At 42.2% G+C, this 21,132-nt stretch carries 17 protein-coding genes; 9 read left to right on the forward strand and 8 right to left on the reverse strand.

The window, feature by feature from the left end; genetic code table 11:
* The first annotated feature begins 298 nt into the window (after positions 1 to 298).
* The 4 genes from SLH46_RS01650 to SLH46_RS01665 all read left to right on the forward strand — a co-directional run bounded on the left by SLH46_RS01650 (position 299) and on the right by SLH46_RS01665 (position 6,573).
* On the forward strand, positions 299 to 1,663 hold the full coding sequence (locus SLH46_RS01650) for a M24 family metallopeptidase (protein WP_320279398.1): 1,365 nt from the start codon (positions 299 to 301) through the stop codon (positions 1,661 to 1,663).
* A 161-nt stretch (positions 1,664 to 1,824) separates the two neighbouring features.
* Complete coding sequence (locus SLH46_RS01655) at positions 1,825 to 2,469, forward strand: DUF559 domain-containing protein (protein WP_320279399.1); 645 nt, start codon at positions 1,825 to 1,827, stop codon at positions 2,467 to 2,469.
* Between the two features lie 13 nt (positions 2,470 to 2,482).
* Positions 2,483 to 4,378 (forward strand): McrB family protein, encoded by a 1,896-nt coding sequence (locus SLH46_RS01660; RefSeq protein WP_320279400.1) that lies wholly within the window; start codon positions 2,483 to 2,485, stop codon positions 4,376 to 4,378.
* Positions 4,378 to 6,573, forward strand: coding sequence for a DUF2357 domain-containing protein (locus tag SLH46_RS01665; RefSeq protein WP_320279401.1), 2,196 nt, complete (start codon positions 4,378 to 4,380; stop codon positions 6,571 to 6,573). The genes SLH46_RS01660 and SLH46_RS01665 overlap by 1 nt, the downstream gene beginning before the upstream one ends.
* Before the next feature lie 461 nt (positions 6,574 to 7,034).
* Here the strand turns inward: SLH46_RS01665 and SLH46_RS01670 are convergent, their stop codons facing one another.
* Positions 7,035 to 7,391 (reverse strand): hypothetical protein, encoded by a 357-nt coding sequence (locus SLH46_RS01670; protein ID WP_320279402.1) that lies wholly within the window; start codon positions 7,389 to 7,391, stop codon positions 7,035 to 7,037.
* A gap of 818 nt (positions 7,392 to 8,209) precedes the next feature.
* On the opposite strand from SLH46_RS01670, the gene SLH46_RS01675 reads away from it, so the two are divergent.
* Positions 8,210 to 8,674, forward strand: coding sequence for an ester cyclase (locus SLH46_RS01675; protein ID WP_320279403.1), 465 nt, complete (start codon positions 8,210 to 8,212; stop codon positions 8,672 to 8,674).
* A 525-nt stretch (positions 8,675 to 9,199) separates the two neighbouring features.
* On the opposite strand, the gene SLH46_RS01680 is transcribed toward SLH46_RS01675, so the two are convergent.
* The gene (locus SLH46_RS01680) at positions 9,200 to 9,412 is read right to left on the reverse strand and encodes a hypothetical protein (RefSeq protein WP_320279404.1); all 213 of its coding nucleotides are present in this window, start codon (positions 9,410 to 9,412) and stop codon (positions 9,200 to 9,202) included.
* A gap of 438 nt (positions 9,413 to 9,850) precedes the next feature.
* Positions 9,851 to 11,188, reverse strand: a complete 1,338-nt coding sequence (locus tag SLH46_RS01685) for a rhodanese-like domain-containing protein (protein WP_320279405.1) — start codon at positions 11,186 to 11,188, stop codon at positions 9,851 to 9,853.
* Positions 11,189 to 11,934: 746 nt separating this feature from the next.
* Here SLH46_RS01685 and SLH46_RS01690 point away from each other — a divergent pair.
* Complete coding sequence (locus tag SLH46_RS01690) at positions 11,935 to 14,121, forward strand: DPP IV N-terminal domain-containing protein (RefSeq protein ID WP_320279406.1); 2,187 nt, start codon at positions 11,935 to 11,937, stop codon at positions 14,119 to 14,121.
* 224 nt (positions 14,122 to 14,345) lie between these two features.
* Here SLH46_RS01690 and SLH46_RS01695 read toward each other — a convergent pair whose 3' ends face one another.
* The 5 genes from SLH46_RS01695 to SLH46_RS01715 form a co-directional block, all read right to left on the reverse strand.
* Positions 14,346 to 15,623, reverse strand: coding sequence for an MFS transporter (locus SLH46_RS01695; protein WP_320279407.1), 1,278 nt, complete (start codon positions 15,621 to 15,623; stop codon positions 14,346 to 14,348).
* 262 nt (positions 15,624 to 15,885) lie between these two features.
* Positions 15,886 to 16,104, reverse strand: a complete 219-nt coding sequence (locus tag SLH46_RS01700; RefSeq protein ID WP_320279408.1) for a Nif11-like leader peptide family natural product precursor — start codon at positions 16,102 to 16,104, stop codon at positions 15,886 to 15,888.
* A gap of 289 nt (positions 16,105 to 16,393) precedes the next feature.
* Positions 16,394 to 16,675 (reverse strand): transposase, encoded by a 282-nt coding sequence (locus SLH46_RS01705; RefSeq protein WP_320279409.1) that lies wholly within the window; start codon positions 16,673 to 16,675, stop codon positions 16,394 to 16,396.
* Positions 16,659 to 16,853: a transposase gene (locus SLH46_RS01710; RefSeq protein ID WP_320279410.1), complete on the reverse strand. Its 195-nt coding sequence runs from the start codon at positions 16,851 to 16,853 to the stop codon at positions 16,659 to 16,661. The genes SLH46_RS01705 and SLH46_RS01710 overlap by 17 nt, the downstream gene beginning before the upstream one ends.
* 350 nt (positions 16,854 to 17,203) lie before the next feature.
* Positions 17,204 to 18,751, reverse strand: coding sequence for an acyl-CoA dehydrogenase family protein (locus SLH46_RS01715; protein ID WP_320279411.1), 1,548 nt, complete (start codon positions 18,749 to 18,751; stop codon positions 17,204 to 17,206).
* 488 nt (positions 18,752 to 19,239) lie between these two features.
* On the opposite strand from SLH46_RS01715, the gene SLH46_RS01720 reads away from it, so the two are divergent.
* The 3 genes from SLH46_RS01720 (at position 19,240) to SLH46_RS01730 (ending at position 21,131) form a co-directional block, all read left to right on the forward strand.
* Complete coding sequence (locus SLH46_RS01720) at positions 19,240 to 19,671, forward strand: hypothetical protein (protein ID WP_320279412.1); 432 nt, start codon at positions 19,240 to 19,242, stop codon at positions 19,669 to 19,671.
* 190 nt (positions 19,672 to 19,861) lie between these two features.
* Positions 19,862 to 20,371 (forward strand): OsmC family protein, encoded by a 510-nt coding sequence (locus SLH46_RS01725; RefSeq protein ID WP_320279413.1) that lies wholly within the window; start codon positions 19,862 to 19,864, stop codon positions 20,369 to 20,371.
* A 7-nt stretch (positions 20,372 to 20,378) separates the two neighbouring features.
* Positions 20,379 to 21,131, forward strand: coding sequence for a DUF6090 family protein (locus tag SLH46_RS01730; RefSeq protein WP_320279414.1), 753 nt, complete (start codon positions 20,379 to 20,381; stop codon positions 21,129 to 21,131).
* Position 21,132 lies beyond the last annotated feature (1 nt).

Consider the following 21,132-nt stretch of genomic DNA (forward strand, 5'->3'; position numbering starts at 1 on the left):
GGTTAATATACCAGTCTGCTAATCACCACCTCGACCTTTTACTCCTTCGTCGCAAAAGCCCACTCCTCCTCGAAGGAGGAGAAATGATTGCATTCCAATTCAATTTCTGGATGCCAAATAAGCCACTAGCACGAAAATTTCCCCTCCTCTCAGCAGGGGAGGTGTCCGTCAGCTGACGGATGGGGTGGTGAAGGCAACTTCTCCTTCTCCGCTACCGCGCGAATCCTTTCGCGTGGTCTAACCTAAAAATTACTACATTTAAGCGCTGTTTAATCATAATATTTATAAATCCGTTCGTATGACAAACCAAAAATCCACTCTTACGCTAGTATTGTTTATTCTTTTTTGTTTTCCGGCATTGGCACAAAATCCGTATTTCCCAAAAACGCTCGACATGCAACAACGTGCCGAAGTGGTAGATGTTTGGCTCGAAGAGCGGGTAGAAACGGTATTGCCCGAAGTAATGCGCCGGGCCGGTGTGGATATGTGGCTGGTGATGGCCCGCGAATACAACGAAGATCCGGTGATAAAAACACTGTTGCCCGCCACCTGGCAATCGGCCCGACGAACCACCATGTTAATCGCTTACGATCCGGGCGACGGAAAGCCACTGGAAACCTTTGGTGTGTCTCGCTACGACACCGGAAATACTTTTAAAACCATATGGAACAAAGAGGAGCAGCCCGATCAGTGGAAAGCACTGGCGGAGATCATAGCCGCCAAAGATCCTGCGAAAATAGGTATCAACAAATCGGAGACTTTTGCGCTGGCCGACGGACTGTCATCCACACTGTACGACAAGCTTATGGAGGTGCTGCCCGACAACTACCGCTCGCGGGTGGTAAGTGCCGAAAACGTGGCCATTGGATGGCTCGAAACCCGCACCCCCTCCGAAATGATCGTTTATGCGAATATTGTACGTATGGCGCACCAGATCATTGCCGAAGGATTTTCCGAAAAAGTAATTCAGCCGGGCGTAACCACTACCAACGATGTGGTGTGGTGGTACCGCAATCGCATTCGCGAACTGGGGTTTACCACCTGGTTTCATCCCTCGGTGGAAATTCAACGTGCCGACACCAAAAAGTTCGATCATTTGCAGGCCTTCTCCGAAAATCCCGACGAGCAGGTCATTCAGCCGGGCGACCTCTTACATGTCGATTTTGGCATTACCTACCTGCGCCTGAATACCGACACGCAGCAACATGCCTATGTGCTTCAGCCGGGCGAAACTACGGCACCCCCTTATCTGAAGGCCGCCTTTAAAACCGCCAACCGCGTGCAGGATATTTTTACCTCCAGCTTTAAAGCCGGTTTATCGGGTAACGACATACTAAAAGCCGCGCTCGCACAATGTAAGGCCGAGGGTTTAAAAGCAAGTATTTATACCCATCCTCTCGGCTTTCACGGGCATGCTGCCGGGCCAACCATTGGGTTGTGGGACCAGCAGGACGGCGTTCCCGGGGCCGGCGACTACCCGCTTTATGCCAATACCGCCTATGCCATTGAGCTAAACGCTGCGGTAAACATCAGCGAGTGGAACAAGGAGATACGCATTATGCTCGAAGAAGATGCCTTTTTCGATGGCGATACCGTACGTTATATCGATGGACGCCAAACCGAACTGCTGACCATTCCACGCTCGCTGGCTGGTGTGGAGTAGGTTGGTGATGGGGTGTATTTCAAGCCGGTGACAATTTCGTAGCTAAGGAAGCTGGGGTGGAAGGTTTTAGGGGTAATACATTTTTTGAAATATATCTTTGCTATTAAACAATATCCTTAATACATTTAAAAAAAAATCAACTTACATTCAATTTCTAAACTATGATTATTAATAGAACCCCAATTCATGTAGAACATGTAAAAAAAGGAGAATATAAAATTTCATTAAAACTAGATAACTGGGAAATTTCAAAATTAGTTAATGAAAATGCCCTTAATGAACTAGTTGACCAAATAAACTCAGCAACGGGTTTAACTAGAATCACTGAAAGTTTTGAATGTTCGGGAGAAGATGCACAAAAAATTAAAAAATTTTGGGACCAAAGATCTAATTGGAATTTGTGCAATGAATGTCAATTTAAATGGAAGGAGTGTCATAATTGTGTTGTTAAATCCGAAAGTCCATTGGAAAGATCTTTATTATTAGAACTTCGGAAGCAGAATATCGAAATGGTAATGCAAAGGAGAATCAATAAAGATGGCAGTTTTTATGAGTTCCCAAAAGAGATAGATTTCGATACTATTTTAACAATTCCAGATTTTTATGTGCATTCGGGAAAATCTAAACTATGCATTTATGCTGATGGACACACATATCATGAAAGAACAGAACGACAAGCGTTGCGAGATAGAAACATTGATAGGGAACTTCAAAAGCTAGGATTTATCGTTTTGCGTTATACTGGACAGGAAATCCGAAAAGATTGTGCTCTGGTGGTTGAAAATATAAAATCAAACATTGACTAATAAATCTAAAGAAATGACAATTCCAGTAAACATTACAAAACAGCATTTAACAGATGCGGCTGAAAAAATTCTTAAAGAAGGAATTCCAAACAATGCTCATTCGAGTACATATGATGTTCTGTTTAATGGAGAATTATTACCTCCCAAATTAGTTGTTTCTTATGCAAACATATTTGCTAATGGAGTAGAATTAGACCGTAAAAGCTTTAAGGGAGGGGAAGGAACTGAATGTTTTAAACTATTAGAGGAAAATGGATTTGAAATAAAACCTAAGAAAATTGGACTACCGAGCTTATGGTTTGTCTGTCAAGGTAGTACTTTCACCAAAGACCAAGGTAAAAAGTTCTTATGGGCACCTAAATTGGATAAAGATGGAAAGCGAAGGTTCCATTGGGAGAATATGAAGTATGTAAAGAAAGGGGATATAATTTTTAACTATTCTAAAGGAATTAAAGGGATTTCGATCGCAAAAAATGATAGTTATGAATCCGAAAACATATACGAACAATCACAATGGGGAAGGGAAGGATATAGAATTGATATTGCTCTATACGAATTAGAGCGTGTGATTGACATTAGTGAACTCGCGATAAGAAAAAATGCTTTTGACAATGCTCTTTCCAGCATTGAGAAAAAGCCTTTTAATAGAAATGGAGGAGTAAATCAAGGATACTTATTCGAATTTACTATTGAGGCAGCAAAATTAATTCAGGATATTTATGGTGGGACTTTCAATATCCCGGAAGTGGATAAAATTATTGAGACAGTCAAAATTATCAAATCGTATCCAATCCAAAACCCAAATCAAATGGATTTAAATTATATTCTACCGATTAAAACTAAACCATTCTTAATTCTTGCGGGGCTTTCGGGTACTGGAAAGACGAGATTGGTTCGACAATTGGCTTATCAGTTTTGCCCCGAAAAAGATGATCTTCAAAATCTAGAAAATAAACCCGGCAATTACGAATTAATAAAAGTAAAACCTAATTGGCACGATAGTACTGAACTTTTGGGTTATGTGTCGCAGTTAAGTAAAAAGTACATTTCAACTCCATTTGTAAAGTTTTTGGCAAAGGCATGGAAATATAAAGATGTTCCGTTTTTTGTTTGTCTTGATGAAATGAATCTGGCACCAGTTGAACAATACTTTGCGGAATACTTGAGTGTGGTTGAAACCAGAAGCGTGAAAGATGGAGAGATTGTTACTGATGCATTGGTAGATGCTAAAATTTTTAAAGACTACGATGAAGAGGGAATATGGGATGATCTTGAAATTACGGATGGAGCCCTAAAAGAACGTTTCTTTGAACATGGATTGGCGCTACCGCCAAATTTGATTGTTGTCGGTACGGTTAATATGGATGAGACTACACATTCGTTTAGTCGAAAAGTACTGGACCGCGCCATGACCATTGAGATGAATGATATAAATCTGGAGGGAAACCTATATAACGATTCAGAGTTGTCTTATCCTTCGGAAGCAATTTCTCCAGATCTTGTACTGGGGAAATATACTTCAGGTTCACAGGCTGCTTTATATTTAAAAGATAAGGGGGAAGAACAGCTTGTTGATGATGTTATTGATTTTCTGAAAAGAGTGAACGACGCCTTAAGTGGTAGCCCATTTCAAATTGCCTACCGGGTTCGAGATGAATTCTTGATTTATTTTGCAAATAATAGAATGATTTCGAAAGAAGATTCGGCAGAATGGAAAGATTCGGCTTTAGATACCCTGTTTAACATGAAAATTCTTCCAAGAATAGAAGGTGATGAAGAAAAAACCCAAGAACCGATTGAGAAACTCGAATTGCTTCTTCAAGACAAGAATTTTGAGAATTCTTCGAAAAAGCTTCATGAGATGAAAGTTCGATTGGAGAAATATCAATATACATCGTACTGGCCATAATGCAGGTACTTGCATTACATACTGAGTTTTATGAACTGACAGTTTTCTCAGGGAATCTAAAAAAGTCTTGGGAAATGTTTTATAGTCGCTGTAGCGAAAATGCTTTTGAGTATACACGCTATAGCCTAGATTCAGATTCAGCCAACAACGAGTTGCGGATATTAAATTTGGCAAACGAAGCAATGGTTGGGCAAGCATTGGAAGAAGAAACATCTCCTGTATTCTTCGAAAATGCTAATTATTTGTTTGATGTTTATTTTAAGGAAGAACCAGAATCAAAACCAACAATTCTTCATAAAAGAAAAGAAATTACTCAGGCTTTTCACTATCGCGATAAAGTAAAACTTTTATCAGGAACTATTCAGTTCGGAAATAATCCCGGAACTTTTGACTTTGTAATATCATTCAAACATAAAGGCAAACTTTTTAAAGACACCTTTACGTTTGATGTTGTTTCACGAAAACTCGACTTCAAAAGTGATTACAATATTCTTTTACGCGATATAAACAATGAATACAACAATCTTGTATTCGACTTTTTAAAGAAAACATACTCCACATTTCAGCAGCAGGGGCATGTTAATAATCAGCTCATTTGGATATCAATTTTTGAGCGAATAATTAAGGAATATCTTAAAGCTTTAAAATATGTATTAAACAAGCCGCATAATAATTTAGTTACCGAAACAAGGTTTACAAAAGCGGAAAAAATAAAAAGATGGTCGCCACAACTTGAAGAGGAAGTGGCCGAAAACCGTCAAAATCAAAGAAAATATTTTGGCTACAACGAGCAAAAGCTAACTCTTGATACACTTGAAAACCGTTTTGTAAAATACACCATAACTCAAATTTACCGGACATACAGAAGCATTTTGACAAAGATTCAGGACCAATTCGAAAAACAGATGGATAAAGAATATTTAAAAAATCTTGAAACCTATGAATCAGAATTAAAAAAACTAAAACACAACTCTTTTTTTAGAAATATAGGAAAGTTTGAAGGAATGAAGCAGGAGTCTCATGTTCTTCAAAAACGCACTGGTTACGCACAGGTGTATAAAAGCTGGATTCTTTTCAAAAAAGGCATAGATATTCTTGAAGGAGTTAATAAGATTGGTTTAAAGGATATCTCGGAGTTATATGAAATTTGGTGTTTCCTTCAAATGAAAAAGCTTATTAGTTCCATTGAAGGAGTTGAATTATTAACTGCTGAACTGTCAGAAGTCCATTTTCAAAATTTCGTTTTTCAATTAAGAGAAGGGAAAAAATCGAGAATAACTTTTATAAATACCCACACAAACGAGGAAATCGAGTTATTTCATGAAGTAAGCTATTCTAGTTCGACTAAGCAGGCAGGATCTTATACCATCCCTCAACAGCCAGATATTGTATTAAAAGTGCGAAAAGATGATATTCAGGATGCTTTTGAGTGTACTTATTTATATGATGCAAAGTACAGGGTGAACGATATAGAAGAAAATAAGGTGGACTTTCCAACGGATGATAGTATCAATCAAATGCATCGCTATCGCGATGCAATTTATTATCGCGATTTAAAGAAGTCGGTAAAATCGAAGGAAGTAATTGGTGGGTATGTTCTGTTTCCGGGAAGAGGGAAAAAAGAGGATTTTGAAAGTGAGTATTTTGTTAAATCGATAAATGAAGTAAATATTGGAGCATTTCCATTGCTGCCTTCAAGTAAAGATTACGATAATAAGGATTTATTGAAAGAGCATTTGAAGTCAATATTAAATGCCGACTCTGCTAATATTCTTGGTGAAACCATACCTCAGAAAGGATTAAGATACGAAGAGCCGGATGGAACAGTATTAGTTGGATTTACGGCAAGTGAGAAACAAAAAGATATGTTCGTAAAAGAGAACACAGCTATTTATCACATGCCCGTAGGATCGGCAAATCTGGATAGATTGAATAAAATAAAATATTTTGCTCCTTACATTCATAATGTTTCATCTTACTTTGAGGTTGATGAAATATCTATAGTCCCACGCAAATTCATCGAGTTTGGAGAGTATATCCCAAGAAAAGAATCATTGGATTTGTACTATGTGTTAAAGCTTTCCCAAAAACGATATCTTAAAAATGAGGTGAAATTTTCTCATGGGAATCCAGTAATTCGTTATGGTTCTCTATCCAAACTTCGTAAAGCAGAAACTTTAAAAGATTTAATATAATTCTCCAAAATCCCTTTCTCCACAAGCCTTTCAGCGATTTTCACATTTTGGGTACAGGCCTTTTACCCAAGGGTAGAAGGACAATTACCTAAAGGATCATAGATATCCTCTAAAGGATAGGAGCAATACCTTAGGTAATATCTATGATCCTCGAGGGTAAAACCATTATTACCTTGGGTAGAACGATAATTACCTAAAGGATAATAGGTATTCCCTATGGGATAGGCGTAATACCTTAGGTAATAACTATGATACCCAAGGGGAGCGGCCTTATTACCAAGGGTAAAAGCATGATTACCGGAGTTCAGAAATAAATTTTAAGTGATTTTGTAAGTCGGAAATCTGTCTTCAATTCGGGAGAAGAGAAGTTTTGTATAAAAAAGGTCCCGATTGCAAATCGGAACCAGCATAAAATGAAAAACCGGAGCCGGCAAGCTCCTCCGGTTTTATCACGTCGGTAGTTATTCCGTTACCGGAGTTTTTTTAGAAGAATGTCCGGTATTACGGAGTTTTTTGATCTCCAGTACCAGGTTATCTTTTTTACCCAGTAAACCCGTTATCAGATCAACTGTAGCCGAACCATCGGTGTACGCAACATCGAGGGTGTCGTTGGCCAGTTTAGTAGCATCTTTGGCTGCAGCCGCCGCTTCAATCTGTTTGCCTTCGGCATCGTCGGCAGTTGCCAATTCAGTTTGTAACTGTGTGATCTTTGCGGTAGGGTCGAAACCCTTGTCGGTAAGAAGGCTTGAATTCTGTTGCAGGATCACGATTAACTGCGAAACAAAATCGCGTTTCTTACTCTCAGTTAAATTTGACATATTTGAGTGATTTAATAATTATGGAATGGTTATTAATTCAGGGTCACCTGTTTGCTTGCCGGCGCAGGTGGCCTTTTTTGTATGCACGCCAAGGGTTTAAGTAGGCGAGTACATGCTACCTCAGTAGCATGTGAGCAGATCGGTGTTAAAAAAAATACGGTAGATTCAGAGGGTTCTGGATTAACCGTTTGTGGTTTAACGCTTATAAAATTATGGAAAATACATTTGGTTATCAATATGTTATGTAGCAGGACGCCACCACCTCCCTCCCGATGAAATCGGGAGTACTCCTCCTGCCCAGGAGGAGAAATGGAGCCAGTGGTTGAGTAGGGAATGGTTGATATAGCACGAAGTTTCCCCTCCATAAAATCAGATATTCCGCTTTGTTTCCCCCACTTGGGGGAAATGTCAGGGTAGGGCATTGGCGATGGCTGACAAAGGGGGTTCAGGAGGGGTGTCAGCGATGTAATATTTAGGATGAAGTAATAGAAATGCATTCGCTGACGGGGTGGTCTGGTTAATTACACCACCTCGACCTTTTACTCCTGCGTCGCAAAAGCCCACTCCTCCTCGAAGGAGGAGAAATGATTGTATTCCAATTCATTTTTAGAATTAGTAATCAAGCCAACAGCATGAACGTTTCCCCTCCTGCCAGGAGGGGGGAACCGCGTTTACAGCGGTGGGGTGGTTAAATTACAAATTGCTTCACCTTCTGTCAGCTGACGGAGAAGCAATCTTCAGTTTTTTTATCTCTTTTCCCACAACAACTTTTAGCTAAAGAAGACGTATAATCCCGCGTAACCAAAAATTATATTGCCATGTTAGAAGCTGCAAAATTTAAACATTTACAAGAACAAGAGCGTAGAAACAAAAAGTTTATTGAGCACGTGTATGATGAATTGTGGAACAAGCGTAATATCGCCGTGCTTGATGACTGTCTTTCACCCAATGTTGTGTATAGCTCACCAACTATGACCTGTACCGGTATTGAGGAGTATAAAAATCTGTATAAGATGTATGCCGCGGCTTTTGGGCAGTCGCATGTGGAAATTCTGGATACACTTGTTAGTGATGATAAGATTTTTACCCGTGTTTTATTTACCTGTGTGCACACCGGCGATCTGGATGGAATTCCGGCGACCGGAAAAGAAGTTAAAATGCAGGCTTATACGGTTTGCCGACTGGAGCACCATAAGATTGTTGAAGAAAACGAGCTGTTTGATGAGCTGGGTATGATGCAGCAATTAGGTATGGAGCTACACATGAAAGAAGCAGTAGATTAATACTTACTTTGCATTAATAAGGCAAATAATATAGGCCGGACACCTACCTCGAGGGATTCAGTAGAAATAAAGGCCGGGGCTGTCTTTACGTAGAACATACAGCCCCGGCCTTACTTCCCAGCCCCTCGTTTGCAACGAGGGGTTAGGTGGAGAAATGATGTATTCCAATTTAAGTTTTGAAATAAAGAATTTAATCAGTTCCACGAACGTTTCCCCTCCTTGGAGGAGGGGAGGTATCCGTCGATTGACGGATGGGGTGGTAGGTGAAAGTATTATAAAATGATCACCACCTCGACCTTTTACTCCTGCGTCGCAAAAGCCCACTCCTCCTCGAAGGAGGAGAAATGATAATATTCCAATTCATTTTTAGAATTAGTAATCAAGCAACAGCACGAACGTTTCCCCTCCTCCAAGGAGGGGTGGCAGCGATAAAACGTTAGCCATGGAATAGAAGACATGAATTCGCTGACGGGGTGGTGCTTTCTCTACCCCTCGTTGCAAACGAGGGGGAGGAGGGTCATACAGTTATTTTAACTTCCCCCACAAACGCCCTGCCTTCCGAAACAGCTTTTTGGTGACGTCTTCCAGTTTTTCGTCGGCCTTGCGGTAGGTTTCACTCTGGTGGATCTTTTCGGCAGCTTCGTCAATTTTGGCTTCTGCCCGGTCAATCCAGTCGCCGTCCGTTTTCTTTTCAGGTATATTTTCTGTTTCCGCCGGTTGTTTTTTCTCTTCTTCCATAGCTGATATTGCGCTGTTGATGGTTCAAATGTAGGGAATTAAAGTTGGCAGAGCTATCTGCTGCCGCGCGAATCCTTTCGCGTGGTCTGGTCTGTCAGGTTGCTTCACCACCTCCCCCTCGTTCCTCGGGGACTCCTCCTAGAAGGAGGAGAAACTGGGCCGGTAGTTAAATTGGAATATGGTAGTTAATTGGTAGCACGAAGTTTCCCCTCCTGGCAGGAGGGGGGTACCGCGTTCACAGCGGTGGGGTGGTGATGTGAGTCCATAAGGAGAGAGGTGTATCTGTCGACTGACGGATGAGGTGGTGTCTAATCTCCGCGCAACTGCGGAAAAACTGTCCTGCTACCGCGCGAATCCCTCGCGTCTAATGTATAAAAATCCCTCTCCCCCTCGCTACAAACGAAGGGCAGAGGGATCTGGCGAAAAAATATGTTGTAGTTATTCGGTTGTATAACCGGCGTCTGTCCAGGCGCCAAAATTGCCTTCCAGTCGGAATACGTTTTTAAACCCGGCATCTTCCATCAGTTGTGCTCCTGCCATAGAAGGGCCGTCGGCATGGCAATACACCAGGTAGGTTTTTGTTTTGTCCATGCTCGCTATCAGTGTGGCTAGATCGGTTCCTCCGGCACCGGCGTTGGCATTGGTTGCTCCCGGTATATGCTGTTCGTCGTAGTGTGGCGACACATCGAAAATGGCCTCAAAATCAGCAGCATCAATTTTTGATTTTGCCTCGCTTGCTGTAATATCCACAAACGAGACATCGTCCCATGCTGCGTAATTGCCCTGTAAACGATATACTTTTGTAAAACCGTTTTCGATTAGCAATTCGGCACCTGCAATGGAGGGAGCATCGCTGTGGCAATACACTAAATAACTTTTGGTTTTATCCAGTGTGCCCAGCATTGTTTCCAAACCATCAACACCATTCGAGTTGGTGGCAAATGGCAAATGCCCAGCGCTGTACACCGGCGAAACATCGAATATGGCTTCGTAAGGGCTAATAGCTACGTCGTCGACCAGCTCCATTTTCACCTGGCTGGCCATTATGTCCATATAGGTAGCAGATGTTTCCACATCGTAATCGGCATCGGTCCAGGCACCAAAATTACCTTCCAGCCGGAATACGTTTTCAAAACCGGCATCTTCCATCAGTTGTGCTCCGGCCATAGAAGGTGCGTCGGCATGACAATACACGAGGTAGGTTTTTGTTTTGTCCATGCTGGCTATAAGTGTGGCTAAATCGGTTCCTCCGGCACCGGCGTTGGCATTGGTTGCCCCCGGAATATGCTGTTCGTCGTAGTGTGGCGACACATCGAAAATGGCTTCAAAACCAGCGGCATCGATTTTTGATTTTGCCTCGCTTGCCATAATATCCACAAACGAAATAGCGTCCCATGCCGCGTAATTGCCCTGCAAACGATACACTTTTGTAAAACCGTTTTCAATCAGCAGTTCGGCACCTGCAATGGAGGGAGCGTCGCTGTGGCAATACACTAAATAACTTTTGGTTTTATCCAGTGTGCCCAGCATTGTTTCCAAACCATCAACACCATTCGAGTTGGTAGCAAATGGCAAATGCCCTGCGCTGTACACCGGTGATACATCGAATATGGCTTCGTAAGGGCTAAGAGATACGTCGTCGACCAGCTCCGTTTTTACCTGGCTGGCCATTACATTCGTATAAACATCTCCCGACATGGTATTGTCGTCGTTGCATGCCATGGTGAACAAACCAAGGGCAAACAGTAGAATTGCATAAGTTTTCATCTTTTTCATGGTTGTTGTTTTAATCATTTCTTCTGCAAAGAACGACCTTAAGTATCACAAAATGTTCACGAAATAATAAAGAATCAGGAAGTGTTTATTTTGTTGAAAACCTCAACTGAAGGATAGATTGCTTCTCCCGATTCGTCTTACTCATCGGGATCGCAATGACAAACTCTTATAAATATATTCCGCCGCGGACGGGGAGTGAGTCATGCCGGTATGAGTAAGTATATCGTCCGCGGCAGTTTATATCTAAAAGGCTATGTCATTACGAGGGAGTGGAGCTCCCGAAGTAATCTTTTCCTTCTGTGGCACGAATTTCTTTTCGGTGATGTAACAGATTGCTTCTCCCGATTTGTTTTACTCATCGGGATCGCAATGACAAACTCTTATAAATATATTCCGCCGCGGACGGGAGTGAATCATGCCGGGATGAAGAAGTCAGTCGTCCGCGGCAGTTTATATCTAAAAGGCTATGTCATTACGAGGGAGTGGAGCGACCGAAGTAATCTCTTCAACAATATGATTTTTGTCCACCTTTTCCTTTAATTTTAGAAATCCGCAAAGCTTTTTCCCCGCAACAGGCTACTAAATGTTGTTTTTATTATAGATTTGGTTTCAATATGTAATTAAAATGCAAGGTGGCCGGTCAATTTGTTTGAAATAACTCAGAGCGATCTATTTTCCGTTGGTCAAAAAATAGATTTTGCTGACTTATTGATCATGCCGGGTATCTCGTTAAAAATTAAAAATTTATGATTAAAAGAATTTTTCCAATCCTTACCCTCTTGCTGTTTGTGTCTGGCTGGTCGGCCGCCCAGGAAGTTTATACGGCCGCCGATTACGATCGTGCCGCTGCTACGATGGGAACAAACCTTACGCGTTTTGTAGATAATAACATCCGTCCGCAGTGGTTACCCGATGGCCGTTTATGGTACTCGTGTATGTCGGAAGACAAAGCGGAATACAAGCTTTTCGATCCGGAAAGTAAGGAAATGAAAACTGCGTCTTCGCGAAAAGAGTTGCTTGGCGAGGAAGGAAATGCACCGTCAGGAAGAATGCGGTTTTACAGCAAAGAGGTTACTTCTCCCGACGGAAAATACAAGGCGTTTATCCGCGACTGGAACCTGTGGATTCGCGAAGTGGAGACAGGCGAGGAAAAAGCCCTCACAACCGACGGGGTGGAAAATTTTGGTTATGCAACCGATAATGCCGGATGGAAAAAGAGCGAGCGTCCCATTCTCAGCTGGTCACCCGATTCGAAGAAAATAGCCACATTTCAGCAGGATCAGCGTCATGTAAGCGACATGTACCTGGTGAAGACAAAAGTGGGCGCACCCGAATTATCGGCATGGAAATACCCGATTCCCGGCGATGAGGATATCATTCGTATCTATCGGGTGATTATCGATATCACAAAAGACGACGGACTGGTACGCCTGAAAATGGCAAGCGATGCACGCCGTGGTTCGCAGTGCGACGACATTTCGTGCGAAGGTGGTTTCGACGATGTAAGCTGGAGCGACGACAGTAAAAAGCTGGTGTTTGCCTCTACATCACGCGACCATAAAGAGGAGTATGTGCGAATTGCTGATTGCGAAACCGGAGAGGTGCAGGACATTTTTGATGAGATAGTAGACACGCAATATGAATCGGGACAAGGAACCATAAACTGGAGGTATTTTTCTGCCACCAACGAGATTATCTGGTATTCCGAACGCACCGACTGGGGCCACCTCTACCTTTACGATGCTACCAGCGGCGAATTAAAAAATCCGATCACAACAGGTGATTTTGTGGTACGTCAAGTGCTTCGTTATGATGAGGAAAAGCGGCAAATCTATTTTATTGCCGGTGGAAAGGAAGCCGGTGTAAATCCATATTTTCGCTACCTCTACCGGGTTGATTTCAGCGGCAAGAACCTGACTTTACTGACTCCTGAAGAAGGCGACCACTCGGTAAGCTTTTCTCCCGATGGAAAATATTTTACCGATACTTATTCGCAACCCGATGTTCCGGGAGTTACCGTAGTAAGAAGTGCTAAAGGAAAACTGATCTCAACGCTAGAAAAAACCGATGTTTCGCGTTTGGAAGCAACGGGATGGAAAGCACCGGAAGTATTTTCGGTGAAATCGGCTAACAAAAAATGGGATTTGTATGGCTTGCTATTCACGCCATCGAACATGGATAAAACAAAGAAATATCCTGTTATCGTATACATTTATCCCGGACCACAGGGAGGAAGCGTGGGATCGTGGAGTTTCAGTGCATCACGAAGAGATAACCAGGCACTTGCTGAGTTAGGTTTTGTGGTGGTGTTACTGGAAGGAAGTGGCAATCCAAACCGCTCAAAATCATTCCACGATGCATCATACGGAAATATGGCCGAGAACACACTTCCCGATCAGATCTCAGGTTTGGAACAGTTGTCAGAACGCTATGGATTTCTTGACCTCGACAAAGTTGGTATCTGGGGACACTCAGGAGGTGGTTTTGCAACAGCTTCTGCCATGTTTAAATATCCTGATTTCTTTAAAGTGGGAATTTCAGAATCGGGTAACCACGATAACCGCAATTACGAGGACGATTGGGGCGAACGATACAACGGACTGGAAACCTTCGACGAAAACGGCGTATCGAATTACGAGGATCAGGCCAACCAGGTATATGCCAAAAACCTAAAAGGCAAGTTCCTGATCATTCACGGTGGAATGGATGATAATGTACCTCCGTACAATACTTATCTGGTGGTGGATGAGCTGATAAAAGCCAACAAGGATTTTGATATGATCATTCTGCCCAATGCCCGTCACGGTTACGGCGCCGACAGTTACTACATTATGCGTCGTCGCTGGGATTATTTTATCACCAACCTGAAGAATGCTGTTCCTCCAAAGGAATACGAGATTAAAATTGCGCCGGATCCACGGGCACGGCGTTAATAGATAAAATTACTTCTGCACTTCTGCCCCTCGTTTGTAACGAGGGGTATACAGATTGCGTCTCCCGATTCGTTTTACTCATCAGGCTCGCAATGACAAGTATTACAGAATATATAGTGCCGCGGACGGGAATGAATCATGATTAGATGAATAAAACAATCGTCCGCGGCATTTTAACGTTTAGCCGGACGTCTTTGCGAGGAGGAACGACGAAGCAATCTCTCCTATCTCGGCACCCGCTTCTCCGACCAGATCATCAGAATAATAGCGAAAAACAGCAATACAATACCGGTAGAGTAGGTATAGCTGTAACCGGCCCATTCGTATAGTTTTATACCAATAACCGGGGCCAGCAAAGCACGCAGTCCGGTTAAAAACAGGTGAACACTCTGGTAGTCGGCAGCTTCGTCGGGCTGACAGAAATAACTGCTGCCAATGCCCCACAAAATAGGCATACTTCCCATAAACAATCCGTTAAAGAAAACGGCCACCATCAGCATGTAATATATTTTTATGCCAAACACTTCGGTGTATCCGTTGTAGTACTCGGTTAGCGCGGTAAACAGGATAAACAGCACCAGCGATCCATAAGTGATGAGACCAAAACGCCGGGGATCGCGTTTGCCAATAATCTTACCAAAAGAGGGCAAAAAGGCAATGGCAATAATGTTGTAAGCATTGTTATAAAAGGCAACGCTCGAATAGTTTAAATGCAGGGCGCGTTCGTAAAAAATGGTAATTACAGCATGCGTACTCATCCAGGCAAAACCGTACAACATAAAACCCATTTCAAGGTGCCGGAATGCCCGGTTGTGTTTCAGAATCTGAAAGATCCGTATAAACGACTGGTGTAACGATTTCCACATGGGCGTGTCGATGACCTCTTCTTTCTGAACAAACTTTATTTTAGTGAGCTGGAAAATAGAGACAATAGCCAGGATGCCAACAATGGGGTAAAATACTTTATAGGAATTGGGATTCCAGTCGAGCAATAGTCCGGCAACGAAAGTAGAAAGCAGCATGGCTACTTTTTGTAAGGTAACGGAATAGCTAAACAGTCGCCCGAAATTCTCGTGCCGGTAATTCCCTTTTAAATACTGATTTACGGAGGGGATAGCTACAATCCGCGACATAAAATACAACAGAAATATGGCCAGGAAAAAGGTGTGATAAATGGGTGGAAGTCCTTTCTGGTGACTTACATCGGGGAAAAAGGCCAGGCCTACCAGTGGCAATTTCGAAATGATGGCAATACTGCGCAACAGGATTTTACGGTTGGTGTAACGACGCAGAATTTCGTTGGCCACCATAGCAAACAAAAACACCACCATGTTAAACTGAAACAAAAAGGCCAGCTGTACATTGCTGCCTTTTAGTGACTTAATAAAAATAAACTCCGTAAGCAGTAAGGCACCTGCAGCTATTCCTTCAATACCGGAGTAAAAAAGATGCAGCCTTAAAGTGAGCTTTTCCTGTGGGTTTAAATTTTTAAAAATTCGCATAACCTATATAAAGGCTGCAAAAGTAGAAATGTTTACGAAAAGCTTGCTCTTCTATCCAAAGACACTGGCAGCCATTGGTAGAAGTTCGATTTTGGTTATGTGATTGCTTCTCCGTCAGCCGACGAATCACAATGACATTCGCATTTTGTACTATCAGACAGCGGGCAGCGGTGAATTGTGGTGAGGTATTTTGCTTGTTGTCCGCTGCCTTCCGCTTAAATTTTCATGTCACTGCGAGCGTGTTAAGCGACCAAAGCAATTCTTACACCCAAATACCCTTTTTAGGAGGATTACCGTAGGAATCAAAATCGTCGCCGTTTTCGCGTAACGCAGCTTTTAAATCATCCACAGAAAACTCGAATCCGTCTTCCGCGGCCAGTTTACAAAATTCTTCCATCGAGAAGCAGTTGTCGTATTTGATACGAAACTGACGGTCATCAGCACCTTTATCCAAAAACTCAAATACTCTTTCTTTTGACATGTTTATTTAATTAGTTGATTGATAAAACGAAATTATTATCTCTGTATTAATTGACAATAATCGTTATATTTCTCTGTATGATGTCAAAATGTAATTTAAAAACTGTTTTGAGTTAACAATTTGATATTGTAGTAGGATTTCTGTGATAAAGTTAACAGTCCTGTAGGGACGAAAGGTGGGTAAAAGAACAGGCATCTATGGGAGAAGTGTAGTCCCATCGGGACGAAATAGCGGTAGCATCGTAGATGCGCAATCCCGGTAGTGCCGTAGGTACGACACAAAAACAAGGTTATACTGGTTTAAAAATATACCGTTCATCAAACGGAACATCAAAATCCTCTAAAAACTGTATATACTCTTCGGTAAACGATCTGTTTTTATGATGCTCTTTCTGGTTCTCAATATAATCTGCTATTCTGCTAATATGTGATTTGCTATATGAAAAGGCACCAAATCCCTCTTGCCAAGAGAATCTCCCCGAAATAAAATCGTTCTGATTGATCCATTTGGATGAATTGGCTTTTACATCCTGAATCAACGACGAAAGAGACTGGTTAGGTCTCCAAGCCAAACAGGATATGAACGTGATCTGGCATTCCGTTTATCGCCAGCAATTTATGTCCATTGTTTTGGATAATTCCTGTAATGTAACGGTACAAATCGTTTTCCCATTCGGGGCGAATTGCGCATAATCGGTTTTGAACAGAAAAGACGGCCTGAACATGAATTTGGGTGTATGTGTTTGCCATAACATTTGTGTTTGATGTTTATAAAATTACGAAATGTCGGTTAATTGTTCCGTACCTACTGCACTTTTATTTGGCTATAAAATTTGTTTCTACCGAGATCTCGTCCCTCCGGGACTTCATGGATGCGATTCTTATTTCTCTACCAATATAGCGTCCCGACGGGACTTTTAAGAGGTATAAGTTTCCAATGTATATTTTAATCAAAGTCCCTAAGGGACGTAAGGACGATAAAAGCCTCCAACACCCGCATACGAGGTGCAGTCCCGGAGGGACGAAACAGCGGTAGCATCGTAGATGCGGAATATGTCTAGTGCCGTAGGTACGAAATGGTTAACAGCAGATTACCTTTTTTATCCCGCCACAAAGTTCAGCCACGAGGTGTTTTCGTCGTAGCCGTCAACCACTTTTTCTTCGTTTTTAAAATTGAAGGTCGACATCAGTTTGGTAATTTCCTGTTGCAGGAAGGCCACGCTGCCATCAATCAGGTCTTTGTTAAAACCTTTTTCCGAGAGGGCTAATACGTGGTTCAGCGAAATTACACGGCCAATGATCTTACCCATTTCAACTAACTTGCGTTGTGGTAGCTGAAGATCGAGATTAAAATCGACCTGGCTTTTTACAAAATGCACGGCTTTATCGGTCAGGTCATATCCTTTCAGAAACTGAAACAAGTTACGATCTTTGGCGCGTTTCATCATTTTTACCAGCCCTTCCGAAATTTGCGCATAAAGAATATCATTCGATCCTTCGAAAATCTGAAACGGGCGACTGTCGGCAGTCCCGCGTCCGGCAATGTGGTTGAGTTTATACGCTTTTGCACCCACCAGTTGCACCACTGATTGTGCTGCTTCTTGCATCAGGTCGGTAATCACACTTTTTACCGCGTTGGCTTCCATTCCCTGTCCCGACAAGTCGACGTCCAGACCTGCTTTTTCGCTGCTGTTGGCACACATGGCCGAACAAATAGTGTACGATGCCTGCAGTTTCGATAAACGATGCTGCACACGGTCGTAGTTAAAGAGACTTTTTCCACCAACCAATCGCTCTTTACAGTGATTTAAAGCTTCATCAAGCATGCGCTGAATAAAGCCCATTGCCATTCCCGGAAACTGCATTCGGCTGCGGTGTAACAAATCGAGCATCATTTTAACACCTGTTGTTTCGGGTATCAGTTTATGCGTTTGTGGCAGCTGTACATCAATACGGTTTCGTCCGTACGGAATGGCGTACAAACCAAGGTTTTCGAAAAACTCTTCTACCACAATATTTTGTCCGGGAGCGGTTACATCGCACAAAAAGAAATCGATGTCGCGCTGTAGTTTATCCGATTTTGATTTTTGACGTGCCGAGAGTAACCAGAAATCGGCCCAGCCGGTTAGTCCCGCCCAGTGTTTTTTACCTTTCATGTGGAATTTTGATTCCGACTCGGTGTACGAGGTTTGCATGTTCAACGCATCGCTGCCATAGTCCGGTTCGGTAATCATCAATCCGCCCATGGCTTTGTCGTTTAAAAAACGATTAAAGACCGGTGCCTTTACTTCCTCCTGACCGAACTTGCCAAAAGGCTGCAGGAACAAGGCCGAGTTAATTCCAAAGGTTAGCGACAGTGCCAGCGATTCGTACGATGCGGCAGCCAGCAAACCAATGTTTTCTTTCATCACTCCACCGCGTCCGCCATATTTTGTTGGTATACCCACCGACAGCGGGTTGACCGACATAATTTCGCGCATTACAAACGGAGGAAGACCGCGTTTTAAACTTAATTGATCGATGTCTGCCCGTACGTGAAAAACCTGTTTCATTTTTTCTTTCAGGTTTTCTATAAATTGAGAAAACGGGATGGATGGGGTGGAATTGTTATTGGAAACCGATATAGGTTCGGCTGTAGCTGCTTGCATAAATTTAGTTATAATAACAGTGGCTATTTGCACCACCGGACTTACTTAAACGAAATCGAATGCATATTGTTCTGATCAAAAAAATTCTTTGCCAGATTAAGCTTCATTTCTCGGAAAATAATGTTCAGCAAAGCGGGAGTGCTCTTGCGTATCTTCCTGTTTTTTCGTAACTTTTTGTTCCGTTAAAAATTGGACGAAAATGTTGCCACCATAATACGCAGGTACTAAAACGACATTTAAGTCACTCCCCTGCTGTTTTGCAAAAGGCTACTATCCGGGGCGGATTTTAGTGACAAAACAGTTCTCGGTGCCCGTACTCCTCATACTGTATTTTTCCACATCCGTATTTTACCACAAAATCGAAGCATGAAACGATTGTAAAAAAGTATACCCCATTCCGGTTGATCGGTAATTTGTGGAAAACCGAATGACAACAGCTGATTACCTTTTTTTACGCAAAACCAACAATTCACTAAAAATCAGAAATCATGAAAAAACTCATTCTGCTTTTTGTTACCGTCCTTCTTTTCTCTTGTTCTGCTCCTGTAAACAAGCTCGAAGGAACCTGGAAAATGGTTGAATATAAAAGTATAGTTGACGGGAAAGTAGCGTGGACCGTTCCCGGAAATGCCGATGGAGAGCAACTCAAAAGCTGGTCGGGAGAGTACTTTTTGTTTGTTGGTGAGTTTATCGCCGACGGCACAACCAATCCGAATTATGGCAACGGAACGTACACCCTCGACGGCAATCATTATACCGAACACATCGATTTTCACGTGTCGAAGGATTACATGGGAGTTGACGAACGGTTGCTCATTGAGTTTAAAGGTGACACCTTAATACAGATTAACCCGGTAAACGTCGACTGGAGTTACGACAAACAGAACTACCGAATGGAAAAATATGTACGGGTGAAATAACAACCACCAAATATAAGCTAACCTGCAACACTTGTTGAAGATTTACAAGTCTTTAGTGTCTCTGCTATTTGTGAAACTTCCTTTTATACAGTTGGTTAAACAAAAGAACCTGCCGATGGTTATTATTAAGACTAATTTGTCTTGCATATAAGATTTTTCTCCAATCAAAGTAACCAACAACTCGGTAGTTATGAATTCGGAAGAACTAAGATCAATACAGGCACCCCTGAAAGAAAAATACCGAAACGAACCTGATTCTGCAGTTGTTACGCTTCAGGCGGAAGGTAAAATTGGAGAAGGAATTTCGTGTAAAGTGGAAACGGGCAGGGCAATTTCGGAAGCCGGACTTCATCCTGCTACGGGCGGCGACGGGTCGTTGGCTTGTTCGGGCGATTTATTGCTGGAAGCCCTGGTTTCCTGTGCCGGAGTTACACTCAGTTCGGTAGCTACAGCAATAGGAATAGAACTCAAAAACGGAACGGTAAAAGCCGAAGGCGACCTTGATTTTAAAGGAACACTGGCCGTATCGAAAGAAGTGCCGGTGGGATTTCGAAATATCTGCTTATCGTTCGAACTGGATTGCGATGCCGATGAGGAACAACAAAAAACGCTGTTAAAACTAACTGAAAGGTATTGCGTGGTTCTGCAAACGATTACAGCTGCAACTCCTGTTAATTCCGAAATTATCAACTCCAGATAAACTAAATATGATCCGATTCTTCTCAAAAATGCGCTACAAACTGGCTGCCGAAAACCGTGTAGCAAAATACATGCGCTACGCTGTGGGCGAAATTCTGCTGGTGGTAATAGGGATTGTGATTGCACTGCAGATTAACAACTGGAACGAAAAGGAAAAAGCACATCGTTATGAAATAAAAATGCTGACCGAAAGCAGAAATGCATTAGTTCACGATTTAGATTTTTTTAATTACCTGGTGAATGAGCGTTTGGCAAAAACCGATTCATTTAATACGATCTTACTTGAACTACACCTGAAAAATTTACCGGTTCCCGATTCTTTGATCAGTAAGATGTATATCCTTGATAGAGGGTATTTATTCTATTATAATTCAGGTCCCTACGAAGCCATAAAATCATCAGGAATGGATAAGATCTCGAATGATTCAATACGCAACTCACTGGCACAACTTTATGATTTTTCGCTTCCATGGACTACTTCAGCATTGGCAATTAATAATAAAATCTGGGACAAACAGCGCGAATATTTTAACATGCTTTTTATATCGAAAGCGCTTAAAGAGGGGAGTAACATCGAAATACGCAAAACCAGCAAATATGAAGAATTCTGGCTCAGAGCAGAATATGAACCGCTTTTAATTCAGACTGCAACATATGTAGGCGGTGCAAGATACCGAATTCAGGAAGCAAAGGATAACATGGAAAATTGCCTACGGTTGATAAATGCTGAGTTGGGAATTCCTGAAACTAAAAACAATTGAT

This window comes from Draconibacterium sp. IB214405 (assembly GCF_033963885.1).
Classification (GTDB): domain Bacteria; phylum Bacteroidota; class Bacteroidia; order Bacteroidales; family Prolixibacteraceae; genus Draconibacterium.